The sequence below is a fragment of the Streptomyces sp. NPDC006450 genome (assembly GCF_040612195.1).
Taxonomy (GTDB): domain Bacteria; phylum Actinomycetota; class Actinomycetes; order Streptomycetales; family Streptomycetaceae; genus Streptomyces.
The window spans coordinates 24,682-37,046 of the sequence record NZ_JBEXPT010000013.1 but is presented as its reverse complement, the minus strand read 5'-3'; the positions used below and the strand labels follow the sequence as shown (position 1 = coordinate 37,046).

The following is a 12,365-nucleotide window of genomic DNA, read 5'->3' as shown; positions in this document are numbered from 1 at the left end:
CGCGCCGTGCCGCTGCGCACACGGGGTCCGGCACGGCGTCCGTCCGGCCTCGCGTCGCCCGCTGGCGCCGGACATGGAGGTGGCGCAGGGCCGCGTACAGGGCGACCGTGACCACGCTGGCGGCGCACCAGGCGCCGAGGATCACGAGGATCGTGCTGAGGACGGCCACGGGGACTCCTCGGGGTGTGAAGGGCACCGCCTGGGCGAGCCGGGCAAGGTGGTGCTCGCCGTGACCGTCCAGTACCCGGAGGAGGCGGACTTCACGCCCGCCGCCCCCGGAGCGGACGCCGCTACGGCGCGATCGGCAGCTGCCGCTTGTGCTCGGTCAGGCGGTAGCGGCGGACGATCGTCTCGAAGGCGCGCTCCCCGACCGGCTTGCCCTCCAGGAAATCGTCGATCTCGTCGTACGTGACACCCAGCGCGTCCTCGTCGGCCTTGCCCGGGTCGAGGGTCTCCAGGTCCGCCGTGGGCGTCTTCCAGACCAGCTCGGCCGGTGCGCCCAGGGCGTCGGCGCAGGCCCGTACCCGGCGCTTGGTCAGCCCGGTCAGCGGTACCACGTCGGCAGCGCCGTCGCCGAACTTGGTGAAGAAGCCGGAGACCGCCTCGGCGGCGTGGTCGGTGCCGACGACCAGCCCGTCGTGCGCGCCGGCCACCGCGTATTGGGCGATCATGCGCTGGCGGGCCTTGATGTTGCCCTGCACGAAGTCCTGGTGGTGGGCGTCCCGGAAGACGGTCCCGCCGGCCAGGGAGGCGGACAGCGCCGCGTCGCTCGCGGGCTTCACGTCCACGGTCAGCACCCGGTCGGCGTTGATGAAACCGAGGGCGAGCTGGGCGTCCCGCTCGTCGGCCTGGACCCCGTAAGGCAGTCGCATGGCGTAGAACGTCGCCTCGTGCCCGGCCGCGCGGACCCGCTCCACGGCGAGCTGGCAGAGACGGCCGGCCGTCGTGGAGTCCACCCCGCCGCTGATCCCGAGGACCAGGGAGCGCAGGCCGGTGGAGGTGAGTCGCTCGGCGAGGAACGCCACCCGGCGCTCGATCTCCCGCTGGGCGTCGAAGCTCTCGGCGACCAGCAGATCCCGGGCGATCTCCTGCTGCAGGGCGGTGGACGCCGGCTGGCTCACGGCTGCTCCTCATGATGGTTCGTCGGTTCGGAAACGATGCGCTGTCCCCGCCGACCCTAACCGAGCGCGCGGGTGAGCCGCGTCTCACCCTCGTGGCGGCGCTTGTCTATGCAACGAGTTGCATAGAAGGATCGGGGCATGGCACTTGAGCACGCGATCCTCGTCTCCCTGCTGGAGCAGCCGGGTTCCGGATATGAGCTGGCCCGCCGGTTCGACCGGTCCATCGGCTACTTCTGGACCGCGACGCACCAGCAGATCTACCGCGTGCTGAACCGGATGGAGGGCGACGGCCGGCTCGACGTCCGCGAAGTGCCGCAGCGGACCCGGCCGGACAAGAAGGAGTACTCGGTCACCACGGCCGGCCGGGCCGCCCTCTCGGCCTGGCTCCACGAGCCGATCCAGGCGGACACCGTCCGCCACGAGCTCGCCGTGAAGATCCGCGGCGCGGCCTTCGACGATCCGGCCGCCCTGATCCGCGAGGTCGAGCGGCACCACCGGACGCACGCCGACCGGCTCACGCACTACCTCGCGGGGGAGCTCCGCGACTTCACCGGACCCGAGGCTCCCGGCCCCTCCGACGCCGGGCGGGAACTCCAGCACGTCGTGCTCCGCGGCGGCATCGCCTACGAGCGCATGCAGCTCGCCTGGCTGGAGGACGTACTGGCCACCCTCCACCGCCTCACGGCCCGCTGACCCGCCGCCGCTTCCTCCTCGCCCCCTTCACCCCTCATCCGACATTCGACGCATCCTCCGACCGGAAGGCGAACGCCCATGAGCGACCCGCTGCTGTTCAACCCGCGCACCTACGACCCCGCGCACTTCGACCCCGAGACCCGCCGCCTGCTGCGCGCGACGGTCGACTGGTTCGAGGAGCGCGGCAAGCGCCGGCTGATCGAGGACTACCGCACCCGCGCCTGGCTGGGGGACTTCCTCGCGTTCTCCGCGAAGGAGGGGCTCTTCGCGACCTTCCTCACCCCGCGGCCGGCCGCAGGCCAGGACGGGCCCGACAAGCGCTGGGACACCGCGCGCATCGCCGCCCTCAACGAGATCCTCGGCTTCTACGGCCTCGACTACTGGTACGCGTGGCAGGTCACCATCCTCGGTCTCGGGCCCGTCTGGCAGAGCGACAACGCCGCCGCCCGCGACCGTGCCGCAGAACTCCTCGACACGGGCGAGGTGTTCGCGTTCGGCCTGTCGGAGAAGACCCGCGGCGCGGACATCTACAACACCGACATGCTGCTGGAGCCGGATGGCGACGGTGCCGGCGGGTTCCGGGCCAACGGCTCGAAGTACTACATCGGCAACGGCAACGCCGCCGGACTCGTCTCCGTCTTCGGCCGCCGCACCGACATCGAGGGCCCGGACGGGTACGTCTTCTTCGCCGCCGACAGCCGCCACCCCGCCTACGACGTGGTGAAGAACGTCGTCGACTCCTCCAAGTACGTCAGCGAGTTCCGCCTCACGGACTACCCGGTCGGCGCCGAAGACGTCCTGCACACCGGCCGCGCCGCCTTCGACGCGGCCCTCAACACCGTCAACGTCGGCAAGTTCAACCTCTGCACCGCCTCGATCGGCATCTGCGAGCACGCGATGTACGAGGCCGTCACCCACGCCCAGGGCCGCGTCCTCTACGGCCGCCCCGTCACCGCCTTCCCGCACGTGCGGCGCGAGCTGACCGACGCCTACGTGCGCCTCGTCGGAATGAAGCTGTTCAGCGACCGCGCCGTCGACTACTTCCGCTCCGCCGGCCCCGACGACCGCCGCTACCTCCTCTTCAACCCCATGACCAAGATGAAGGTGACCACGGAGGGCGAGAAGGTCATCGACCTGATGTGGGACGTCATCGCGGCCAAGGGCTTCGAGAAGGACACCTACTTCGCCCAGGCGGCCGTCGAGATCCGCGGCCTGCCCAAGCTGGAGGGCACGGTCCACGTCAACCTGGCGCTCATCCTCAAGTTCATGCGCAACCACCTGCTGGAACCGGCCGACTACGCCCCCGTCCCGACCCGCCTCGACGCGGCCGACGACGCGTTCCTCTTCCGTCAGGGCCCGGCCCGCGGTCTGGGATCCGTACGGTTCCACGACTGGCGCCCGGCCTACGACGCGTACGCCGCCGTGCCCAACGTCGCCCGGCTGCGCGAGCAGGCGGACGCCCTCTGCGCGTTCGTCGAGACCGCCGCCCCCGACGAGCGGCAGAGCCGCGACCTCGACCTCCTGCTGGCGGTCGGCCAGCTCTTCGCCCTGGTGGTGCACGGCCAGCTCGTCCTGGAACAGGCCCGCCTGACCGGCCTGGACGAGGACGTGCTCGACGAGCTGTTCGGCGTCCTCGTACGGGACTTCTCCGCGCACGCCGTCGAACTGCACGGCAAGGACTCCGCCACCGAGGACCAGCAGGCCTGGGCCCTGGGCGCGGTCCGCCGCCCGGCCGTGGACGCGGACCGCTCGGCGCGCGTGTGGGCCCGGGTGGAGGCCCTGGCGGGGTCCTACGAGATGGCCCCCTGACCCCGGGCACTGCGGGCACTCAGGGACCTTGTCCCCTGTCCCGCCTCCCGTACGCACCGTCCTTTCGGCCGGTGCGTACGGGGTCCTCCAGGGTGTGGGGGTCCTCGCGTTCGTGTGGCGCGAGGTGCGCGTCTCGTCCCCGGCGAAGTTCTCCGCGGGACTCGTCCTCGGAGAGGGCGGCGCCGAGGAACAAAATGAACCGGCTCCCCGCCTGATCAGACGGCCCAGCGGCCCGCCGTCAGACCCCGGGCGGGCCCTGGACGAGGAGGCGGGCCGCGGCGTGGTCGGCGCGGTCCGCCTCCTCCGAGGCGTCCAGGTACCCGTAGGCGTCGTCGCCGACGGGGATCCGCAGGGGAGTGGGGCCCTCGGCGTCGACGATGTCCAGGACCCGCGCGGCGAAGTACTCCGGGCGCCCGGTCTCGGGGCTGTCCGCGAGACCCCGGGCCCCCTCGAGCATCTCGCGGTTGGTGGCGTCGTAGGCGGGAACCCGGTGGGCGGCTTCGGCCATGGAGGTGCCGTAGCGCGTCGCGAACATGCCCGGTTCGATGACGGTGACGCGGATGTTGTGGGGAGCCGCCTCCATGGCGAGGGTCCGGCTCATGCCTTCGAGGGCGTGCTTCCCCGCGGTGTAGGCCGCCAGACCGGGGAAGGCCATCCGGCCCACCACGGACGAGACATTGACGATGTGGCCGTGCCCCTGGGCCCGCATCAGCGGCAGGACCAGGCGCGCGAGCCGCCAGGGGCCGACGACCAGGGTCTCCAACTGGTCGCGGAGTTCGGCGTCCGAGACCTCCTCGACCGCGCCGAACAGCCCGACGGCGGCGTTGTTGACGAGGATGTCGATGCCGCCCAGGCGCTCGGCCGCGGTGCGGACGGCCTCCTCGCAGGAAGCGTCGTCCCGCAGTTCGAGCGGGATCGGGACGATCCGTCCGGGCCAGGCGGCGGCCAGATCCTCCAGGTCCGCGGTCTTGCGGGCGGTGACGGCCAGTTCGTCCCCGGCCCCGGCCGCCGCGGTGGCCAGTGCGTGCCCGAGCCCCGAGGAGCATCCCGTGACCAGCCAGCGTCGTCCCATGGTTCCCCCGTGATGGCCGAATTGCTACGGATGATGGCGGCAGTTCATGTTCGTGGGGGCTCCGGTCCGCGGTCATCCCTGCTGCGGGGGCGCGCGGAGGCGCGCGGGCGCACGTCAGGGCGCGCGCATGCGCCGGACCGGTCGCCTACGCGAGCGGCCCCGCGGCTGCCGCGCCTGTGCCCGCGGGGCCTGTGCCCGCGGGGCCCGCGCCGGCCCGGGCGGCGCGGCGCAGCCGGAACCTGGCCGGATCCTGAGGGGCGTACGAGACCGTGCCCGCGTGTTCCCGCGGGTTCGGGCGGACGAAGAGGGTGACGGTGACCTTCTCGGTGAACCCGTTGCGCCGCATCATCGCGGCGGAGGCCGCGTTGCCGCTCTCCACGTCGGTGATGATCCGGGACGCTCCCGCGGCGAAGAGCGCGGCGCAGCAGTGCTCGACCAGGGAACTCGCGACCCCCCGGCCCCGGGCGCGGGCGGGCAGCTGCTCGCGCGCCCGCCGGGTCAGGTGGTGGCGGGAGTCCCCACCGGGGCGAGGGCCGCGACCGCCGCGTCGGTGTCGGCGACGGCGAGGAGGGCGTTGATGTGCGCGCCGGCCAGCGCCCCGGCCGCGGCGGAGGACCCGACCTGGGCGATCGGGTCGGTGACGTTGCCCGCCACCCACACCCCCGGCACGTCGGTGGCGCCGGCCGCGCCGGAGACGAAGCGGCGGCCGCCGCCGGGGAGCTCCTCCAACGGCAGGCCGAGGCCCGCGAGGCCCTCGGTACGGGCCACGGGCGTGGTCGCCACCGCGAGGACGCGACGCTCGACGAGCGGCCCGTCGGCCAGGCGCACGCCTCGGATGCCGCCGTCGCCGTCCCCCACGACCTCCTCGACCGGGGTGTCGATGACGCGGATGGCGCGTGCGGCGAAGCGCGCACGGGTCTCGTCGTCCAGTGCGGTGCCGTGGGTGAAGTAGGCGAGGTCGTCGCTGAGCTGACGGAACAGCAGAGCGTGGTGGATCGATGCGAGGCCGGTGGCGAGGACGCCGATCGGCTCGTCGCGTACCTCCCAGCCGTGGCAGTACGGGCAGTGCACCACGCCGCGGCCCCAGTGCTCCGCCAGTCCGGGCAGCTCGGGCAGGACGTCGCGCAGGCCGGTGGCCACCAGCAGGCGCCGCGCCGTCAGGACGCGGCCGTCGGTCAGGGTGACGGTGAAGCGCAGGTCGCCGTGGGGGGACGGATCGGCGTGCTCGGCGGCGGAGACCTCGCCGGAGACGACGAGGCCGCCGTAGCTGCGTACTTCCTCACGGCCCCGCCCGTACAGTTCCGCCGGCGGGGTGCCGTCCAGGCCGAGCAGGCCGTGCACGCCCTCGGCGGGAGCGTTGCGGGGGGTGCCGCTGTCGATCACGACGACCGAACGGCGGGAGCGGGCGAGCATCAGCGCGCCGTTCAGACCGGCGGCGCCGCCGCCGATCACCACGGCGTCGACGGTCCCGTCCGGAAGTGCGTCGGTCGCGTATGCGGTAGTCGTCGTGGGCATGTCGTCGGATTCCCCTCAGGAGATCTCTGCGTATCGGCCCGGTGGTGCTCCGGCGCCTCTGTACACGACGCTATCCGCGACTTGCAGCACGGGCATACAATCTTGCCTATGACGCAAGCAGATGGCGATCTGGACAGCCTGGTACGCAAACGCATCCGAGCGCTGCGGGTGGCGCAGGGCTGGTCCCTGGAGGAACTGGCCACGCGTGCCCGGCTCAGCCAGTCGACGCTCAGCCGCATCGAGAACGGCCAGCGCCGTCTGGCGCTGGACAGCCTGGTCACGCTCGCCCGCGCGCTGGACACCACCTTGGACCAGCTCGTGGAGACGGCCGCCGACGATGTCGTCACCAGCCCGATGATCGACGCCGCCCGCGGGCAGATGCGCTGGCCGATCAAGGGCGAACCGGGGATGACGGTCATCCGCCAGCGCATGACCGAGCCGCCGCCGGACAACCCCTCCCGCATGCGCGCGCACCCCGGGCGCGAATGGCTCGTGGTGCTCTCCGGCACCGCGATCCTCATGCTGGGGCACCGCCGCCTGCGCATCGAGACCAACCAGTGCGCGGAGTTCCCCACGATGATGCCGCACGCGATCGGGGCCGAGGGCGGTCCGTGCGAGATCCTGGGGATCTTCGACCGGGACGCCCGCCGCGGCCACCAGCGCGACAGCGGAGTCGGTGAGGCGGGGGTCGACGGGGGCGGCCAAGGTGCGGTTCAGGGGCCGGGCCCTTGAGGATGCGCGGTACCCCGCCGCTCCCGGACGGCGCCTCGGGCGCGGGCGTCTTGCGCGTTCCGGGGGCCGCGGGACCATCTTCTTGCCTCACCGGCAAGGATGCATGCGGCAAGCGCATGGTCGGCCTACCGTCGAGGCATGACCCACGCACAGCACGCACCCCAGCACAGCCACGTCGCCGCCCACGGCCGGCCCGGTCACGGCCACCACGGCCCTGACCACGGCCAGGCCCAGCCCGGCCACGTCCACCACGAGGCCGACGGCCAGGCGGAGATCCTCGACATGGACGCCGATGTGCTCGCCGAGCACATCGCCGACATCACCACGTGGCTGCCCCTGCACGAGCCCCCTCGCCACATCGTGGACCTGGGCTGCGGCACGGGAGCCGGCACCTTCGCCCTGCTCGACCGGTTCCCCGACGCGCACGTCACCGCCGTCGACTCCTCGGCGGCGCACCTGCAGCGCCTGAGGGAGAAGGCGTGCGCCCGGGGTGTCGAGGACCGCGTCCGCACCGTGCAGGCCGACCTCGACGAGGCCGAGTGGCCCGACCTCGGTACGCCGGACCTGGTGTGGGCCTCGGCCTCGATGCACCACATGGCCGACCCGGACCAGGCCCTGCGCACGGTCCGGGAACTGCTCGCCCCCGGCGGACTGTTCGCCGTCGTCGAGCTGGCGGGCTTCCCCCGCTTCCTGCCGGAGGACGCTCCCGAAGGCCGGCCCGGACTGGAGGAGCGCTGCCACACCGCGAGCGAGAGCCACCACGCCGAGCACGTGCCCCACCGCGGCGCCGACTGGGGACCCAAGCTCACCGCGGCCGGGTTCGCCCTCGACGGCGACCGCGTGATCAACGTGAACATCGAGGGCTCCCGCAGCGAGGCGGTCGGTGCGTACGCCCTCGGCAGCCTGCAGCGCCTGCGCCGCGGCATCGTCGACACCCTGGCGCCCGAAGACCTCGCCGCGCTCGACCGGCTGCTCGACACCGACGGCCCCGAGAGCATCCTGCGCCGCGACGACCTCGCCGTGCGTACCGAACGCTCCGTCTGGGCGGCACGCCGCACGAACTGATCCGTGCTGGCGCTCTGCGCCCCGAGGGGGATCATTCCTGCGGGCGGCGCAGCAGCGGGGGAGCCGGGTGGGGCAGGGGGCTCGCCGCGGCGGGGCTCAGGCCGTCCATGAGCAGGGTCACGTAGCGGCGCCAGCCCTCCTCGGCGGGGTCCATGGTCCACAGCACGCTGACGAGCATGCTCATGATCCTCTTCAGATCGTCGGGCACGAGGTCCCCCCGGATCACCCCGGCCTGCTGCCCCCGGGTCACCAGGGGGTCGAGCGCGTCGAAGAACCGGGCGCGGGTCTCCTCGGACAGGACACCGGCGTTCCGGGCGGCCGTCAGTACGTGGTGCTCGTCGGCCGCCGAGGTCAGGGCGGCTTCGAGTACGCCGGTCAGGCCGCGGCGGGGGTCCTCGTCGGCCAGCCCGCGGTGGATGGCCGGGAGGACGTCCTGGGTGAACTGCTGGTCGAGCACGGCCCGGAGCAGGGCGGCCTTGTCGGGGAAGCGGCGGAAGAGCGTGGCGATGCCCACCCCGGCCCGCCGCGCGATCTCGTCGAGCGGCGCCTCGGGTCCCAGCTCGGCGTACACGTCGCGTGCCGCTCCGACGATCTTCTCGATGTTGCGCACGGCGTCGGCGCGCAGGGGTCTGGGGCTCTCGGTCGGCACGCGGTCGACCATACAACTGATAGTCGACGATCGGATCTTGTTGACACGTCGCACACCGCGAACTGATAGTTGACTACTGATTGTGCTGTGCGCCGACCTCGTACCCCGTGCATCGCCGGGCAGACCCCTCCGTACGTCGTGCGCCCCGTGCCGGCCGGCCGGCCGGGCTTGCGGCTCACGCCCCTAGGACCCCTTCATGCAGCAGTCGCCCACGGCCTCCCCCCGGACCGGCAAGGTGATCGCGACGCTCGCACTCGCGGGCGTCGCCGCAGCCGTCATGCAGACACTGGTCACGCCCCTGCTGCCCGACCTGCCGGACATCCTCCGCACGTCCGCCTCCAACTCGGCCTGGGTCGTCACCGCCACCCTCCTGGTGGCAGGAGTGTCCGTACCGATCAGCGGGCGCCTGGGCGACATGCTCGGCAAGCGCCGGATGCTCCTGGCCTGTTGCCTCCCGCTGATCATCGGATCGGTGGTGTGCGCGCTGGCGGGCGGCGTCGTCCAGATGGTCGTCGGGCGCGGCCTGCAAGGCGTGGGCATGGGCATGATCCCGCTGGGCATCGCCCTGCTCCGCGACATCCTCCCCGCGCAGAAACTCAGTTCCTCCATCGCCCTCGTGAGCGCCTCCATGGGCATCGGCGGCGGCATCGGCCTCCCGGTCTCCGCGGCCGTCGCCCAGTACACGAGCTGGCGCTTCCTGTTCTGGGGATCCGCTGCGCTCGCCGGCTGCGTCGCCGTCCTGATCGTGGCCTTCGTCCCCGATGCTCCGGCCGCGGCCAAGGGCCAACGCTTCGACGTGGTGGGCGCGCTGGGCCTCGCGGCGGGCCTGGTGTCCCTGCTGCTGTTCGTGTCCAAGGGCTCCGACTGGGGCTGGGGCTCCGCCACCGTTCTCGGCCTGATCGCCACCACCGTCGTGGTCCTGGCCGCCTGGGGGTGGTTCGAATGGCGCACCACCGACCCGCTGGTCGACCTGCGCACCACGGTCCGCCCGCGCGTCCTGCTGACCAACCTCGCTTCGGTCGCCATCGGCTTCGGCATGTACGCCGGCATGCTGGTGGTCCCGCAACTTCTGCAGTTGCCCGCCGCCACCGGCTACGGCCTGGGCCGGTCCATGCTGGCGGCCGGCCTCTGGATGCTCCCCGGCGGGCTCGTGATGATGGCCGTGTCCCCCCTCGGGGGCCGCCTCAGCAACGCACGCGGCCCCAAGGTCACCCTCGTGTGCGGAGCGCTCGTCCTCGCCGCCGGGTACGGCGTCGCCCTGCTCTTCTCCGGCACGGCAGCCGGGCTGATGGCCGCGTTCATGGTCATCAACGGCGGTGTCGCCCTCGCCTACGGAGCCATGCCCGCGCTGATCATGAGCGCGGTACCCGTGACGGAATCCGGGGCCGCCAACGGGTTCAACGCCCTCATGCGCTCCCTGGGCACCGCCGTCGGCGCCGCCGTCGTCGGTGTGGTCCTGGCCCGGACGACCACCACGGCCGGCGGGTCCACCTTCACCTCGGAGGCGGGCTTTTGCACCGGCCTGCTGTTGGGCGGCGGTTTCGCCCTGCTGTCCGGAGCCATCGCCGCGCTGATCCCGGCCCTCGGGCCGCAGCGGCCCGAACTGCGGGACCAGTCCGGCCCCATGCCCGAAGCGGCTCCCACCTCGGTGAGCACGTAGCACCACCGCTCAGGTCGTCCGGGGGTCATCGGGCCGCTTCGACGTACGACGCCAGGTGGGCCAGCGAGGAGGCGATGCCCGCCTCGTGGTCCGCCTGGTCGATGCCCGGCGGCACGTCGGTGGCGGTGACGGTCACCTCGGTGACCTCAGTGGAGGCGCCGGAGGCGGCGAGGTGCCAGGTCAACGTCATGGTGCCGGCGTAGGACGGGTCGTCGGACTCGAACACGGCCTGCTGCACCACGCGTTCCGGCGGCACCAGGCCGGTGAACCGTACGTCGACCACGTCCGTCGCGTCGGAGGTCTTGCCGGGGCCGTCAGCGGGGTCGAGGTGGGTGAGGACCATCCGGAAGCCACCGCCGGGCGTCGGGTCCCACCGCTCGATCCGCCCGTTCGTACCGTCCGGCGGGAGCCAGGCCTCGAGGGACTCGCGGTCGAGGAGGGCGGCGTAGACGGCCGCCCGCGGCGCGGCGATCGTCCGGGTGGCGCGGTCGGTCCTGCCGGTGGCCCCGTTCCCGGACCGGTCGCGGTGCGCCGGCGCGTCGTCGGGAGCCCTCAGGGTGCGGAGGTGTGCGGTCACGGCCGCCGTGGTGCGCTGCTCGTCACGGCTCGCCAGGAGGTCCAGCAGCGCCCCGCGCAGGACCGAGAGCAGCAGGGTGCGCTCGGCGAGCCCCTCGGGCGTGTCGCGGTGGGCCGGCGGCTGGGCGGCCGCGAAGACCTCCAGCCAGTCGGCGATCGTCCGCTCCGCGAAGCCCGCCCAGGGGCCCGTGCCGCCGCTCAGCGAGCGTGCGTAGCCCTCGACCCAGAGGGTGAGGACCTTGCGGTGTCGCGGGTCGGCGAGCCAGCTCCACACCAACTCGCCCGTGCGGGCGAGGCCGTGCTCCGGCAGGGCCCGGTGCACGGCTTCGAGCATCCCCGTCTCGTCCTGCCGGGCCCGCGCGAGCAGTGCCTGCACCAGGGCGTCCTTGCTGCCGAACAGGAAGAGGAGGACGCGCGGACTGCTGCCGATGGCCTCGGCCAGGGGCCGCAGGGACATGTCCGCCAGCCCGTGATCGAGCACGTGCGCGTAGGCGAGCTCCAGGAGCTGCTGCTTGCGGGCGGAATCGGCGCGGGCGGAGTCGTCACGGGCGGAGGGGGTCATCCGGACATTATGCTTTACTGAAACAGTCGTTTCAGTGGCTCGGACGTGCCAGTCGCTCGGAGAGGAAGTCCCGATGAACGAGGTCCGTGCGGTGATCCGGCCGCTGGGGGAGCCGGGTGATCTCGGCTGGGTCGTGATGGCCCACGGAGAGCAGTACGCGAAGGAATTCGGCTGGGACACCAGCTTCGAGGCCCTGGTCGCGCGCATCGTCGCGGACTACGCGGCGGGCCACGATCCCTCCCGCGAGGCGGCCTGGATCGCGGAACTGGACGGCCGGCGCGTCGGGAGCGTGTTCTGCGTGGCGGACAAGGAGGCCGACGAGGCCAAGGGGGCCGACGAGGCCGACGAGGCCAAGGGGGGCACGGCCAAACTACGGATCCTCCTCGTGGACCCTGCCGCACGTGGCCACCGCCTGGGCTCGCGCCTGGTGGCACAGTGCGTGGGCTTCGCCCGCGAGGCGGGGTACGAGCGGATCCGGCTGTGGACCAACGACACCCTGGTGGCCGCGCGCGGGATCTATCTGGCCACCGGCTTCCGGCTCGTGGAGGAGGAGCCGCACCACAGCTTCGGCGCGGATCTGATCGGACAGGTCTACGAGCTCGACCTGTCGGCCTGAACGGCGCCCCCACCAGGACGTCATCACGAGTCGGCAGATAAGGACGGCGTTCGAGGGTAGGCGCGGGCCGAGGCACCGCTGCGGAGCCACCTGCTTCGCCGCTTTCCCGACGCGCGAGTGAGGACAACATGATTTTCGCCGGACTCATCCTCCTGCTCATCGGATTCCTGACCGGAATCTCCGTTCTGTGGACCATCGGCGTCATCCTGCTCGTGGTGGGGGCGGTGTTGTGGATCCTGGGCTCGGTCGGACACGCCGTGGGCGGCCGACGTCATTACTGGTAGCCGGCGGTGGC

The 12,365-nt window shown here is 72.6% G+C and carries 13 protein-coding genes; 7 read left to right on the top strand and 6 right to left on the bottom strand.

Annotated elements, in window-relative coordinates:
* Positions 1-290: 290 nt before the first annotated feature.
* Positions 291-1,121: an ammonia-dependent NAD(+) synthetase gene (gene nadE, locus ABZY57_RS07785; protein WP_356509205.1), complete on the bottom strand. Its 831-nt coding sequence runs from the start codon at positions 1,119-1,121 to the stop codon at positions 291-293.
* A gap of 138 nt (positions 1,122-1,259) precedes the next feature.
* Between nadE and ABZY57_RS07780 the strand changes: the two genes are divergently transcribed.
* Positions 1,260-1,814, top strand: a complete 555-nt coding sequence (locus tag ABZY57_RS07780; protein WP_356509202.1) for a PadR family transcriptional regulator — start codon at positions 1,260-1,262, stop codon at positions 1,812-1,814.
* A 78-nt stretch (positions 1,815-1,892) separates the two neighbouring features.
* On the top strand, positions 1,893-3,623 hold the full coding sequence (locus ABZY57_RS07775; protein WP_356509200.1) for an acyl-CoA dehydrogenase family protein: 1,731 nt from the start codon (positions 1,893-1,895) through the stop codon (positions 3,621-3,623).
* A gap of 238 nt (positions 3,624-3,861) precedes the next feature.
* Here ABZY57_RS07775 and ABZY57_RS07770 read toward each other — a convergent pair whose 3' ends face one another.
* The 3 genes from ABZY57_RS07770 to ABZY57_RS07760 all read right to left on the bottom strand — a co-directional run bounded on the left by ABZY57_RS07770 (position 3,862) and on the right by ABZY57_RS07760 (position 6,210).
* On the bottom strand, positions 3,862-4,695 hold the full coding sequence (locus ABZY57_RS07770) for an SDR family oxidoreductase (RefSeq protein ID WP_356509198.1): 834 nt from the start codon (positions 4,693-4,695) through the stop codon (positions 3,862-3,864).
* Positions 4,696-4,840: 145 nt separating this feature from the next.
* Positions 4,841-5,173: a GNAT family N-acetyltransferase gene (locus tag ABZY57_RS07765; RefSeq protein ID WP_356509265.1), complete on the bottom strand. Its 333-nt coding sequence runs from the start codon at positions 5,171-5,173 to the stop codon at positions 4,841-4,843.
* Between the two features lie 20 nt (positions 5,174-5,193).
* A complete protein-coding gene (locus ABZY57_RS07760; protein WP_356509196.1) occupies positions 5,194-6,210 on the bottom strand; it encodes an NAD(P)/FAD-dependent oxidoreductase in 1,017 nt (338 codons plus the stop codon).
* A 108-nt stretch (positions 6,211-6,318) separates the two neighbouring features.
* On the opposite strand from ABZY57_RS07760, the gene ABZY57_RS07755 reads away from it, so the two are divergent.
* Together ABZY57_RS07755 and ABZY57_RS07750 are read left to right on the top strand one after the other, a co-directional pair.
* Positions 6,319-6,942 carry an XRE family transcriptional regulator gene (locus ABZY57_RS07755; RefSeq protein WP_356509194.1) on the top strand — a complete coding sequence of 208 codons (624 nt, stop codon included), beginning with the start codon at positions 6,319-6,321 and terminating at the stop codon, positions 6,940-6,942.
* 138 nt (positions 6,943-7,080) lie between these two features.
* Positions 7,081-8,007, top strand: coding sequence for a class I SAM-dependent methyltransferase (locus ABZY57_RS07750; RefSeq protein ID WP_356509192.1), 927 nt, complete (start codon positions 7,081-7,083; stop codon positions 8,005-8,007).
* A gap of 31 nt (positions 8,008-8,038) precedes the next feature.
* Here ABZY57_RS07750 and ABZY57_RS07745 read toward each other — a convergent pair whose 3' ends face one another.
* Entirely contained in the window at positions 8,039-8,656 is a 618-nt protein-coding gene (locus ABZY57_RS07745) for a helix-turn-helix domain-containing protein (RefSeq protein ID WP_356509188.1), read from the bottom strand.
* A 196-nt stretch (positions 8,657-8,852) separates the two neighbouring features.
* On the opposite strand from ABZY57_RS07745, the gene ABZY57_RS07740 reads away from it, so the two are divergent.
* A complete protein-coding gene (locus ABZY57_RS07740) occupies positions 8,853-10,316 on the top strand; it encodes an MFS transporter (protein ID WP_356509186.1) in 1,464 nt (487 codons plus the stop codon).
* A gap of 25 nt (positions 10,317-10,341) precedes the next feature.
* On the opposite strand, the gene ABZY57_RS07735 is transcribed toward ABZY57_RS07740, so the two are convergent.
* Positions 10,342-11,454: an SRPBCC domain-containing protein gene (locus ABZY57_RS07735; RefSeq protein ID WP_356509184.1), complete on the bottom strand. Its 1,113-nt coding sequence runs from the start codon at positions 11,452-11,454 to the stop codon at positions 10,342-10,344.
* Between the two features lie 73 nt (positions 11,455-11,527).
* Between ABZY57_RS07735 and ABZY57_RS07730 the strand changes: the two genes are divergently transcribed.
* Positions 11,528-12,070: a GNAT family N-acetyltransferase gene (locus ABZY57_RS07730; RefSeq protein ID WP_356509182.1), complete on the top strand. Its 543-nt coding sequence runs from the start codon at positions 11,528-11,530 to the stop codon at positions 12,068-12,070.
* A gap of 128 nt (positions 12,071-12,198) precedes the next feature.
* Positions 12,199-12,354, top strand: a complete 156-nt coding sequence (locus ABZY57_RS07725) for a DUF6131 family protein (protein WP_356509180.1) — start codon at positions 12,199-12,201, stop codon at positions 12,352-12,354.
* Positions 12,355-12,365 lie beyond the last annotated feature (11 nt).

Excerpts from the sequence above, each read along its gene's own strand:
- ABZY57_RS07735 (WP_356509184.1), bottom strand. The coding sequence starts at position 11,454 with ATGACCCCCTCCGCCCGTGACGACTCCGCCCGCGCCGATTCCGCCCGC.
- ABZY57_RS07760 (WP_356509196.1), bottom strand. The coding sequence starts at position 6,210 with ATGCCCACGACGACTACCGCATACGCGACCGACGCACTTCCGGACGGG.
- ABZY57_RS07725 (WP_356509180.1), top strand. The coding sequence starts at position 12,199 with ATGATTTTCGCCGGACTCATCCTCCTGCTCATCGGATTCCTGACCGGA.
- ABZY57_RS07775 (WP_356509200.1), top strand. The coding sequence starts at position 1,893 with ATGAGCGACCCGCTGCTGTTCAACCCGCGCACCTACGACCCCGCGCAC.
- ABZY57_RS07780 (WP_356509202.1), top strand. The coding sequence starts at position 1,260 with ATGGCACTTGAGCACGCGATCCTCGTCTCCCTGCTGGAGCAGCCGGGT.
- ABZY57_RS07730 (WP_356509182.1), top strand. The coding sequence starts at position 11,528 with ATGAACGAGGTCCGTGCGGTGATCCGGCCGCTGGGGGAGCCGGGTGAT.
- ABZY57_RS07770 (WP_356509198.1), bottom strand. The coding sequence starts at position 4,695 with ATGGGACGACGCTGGCTGGTCACGGGATGCTCCTCGGGGCTCGGGCAC.
- ABZY57_RS07755 (WP_356509194.1), top strand. The coding sequence starts at position 6,319 with ATGACGCAAGCAGATGGCGATCTGGACAGCCTGGTACGCAAACGCATC.
- ABZY57_RS07740 (WP_356509186.1), top strand. The coding sequence starts at position 8,853 with ATGCAGCAGTCGCCCACGGCCTCCCCCCGGACCGGCAAGGTGATCGCG.
- ABZY57_RS07750 (WP_356509192.1), top strand. The coding sequence starts at position 7,081 with ATGACCCACGCACAGCACGCACCCCAGCACAGCCACGTCGCCGCCCAC.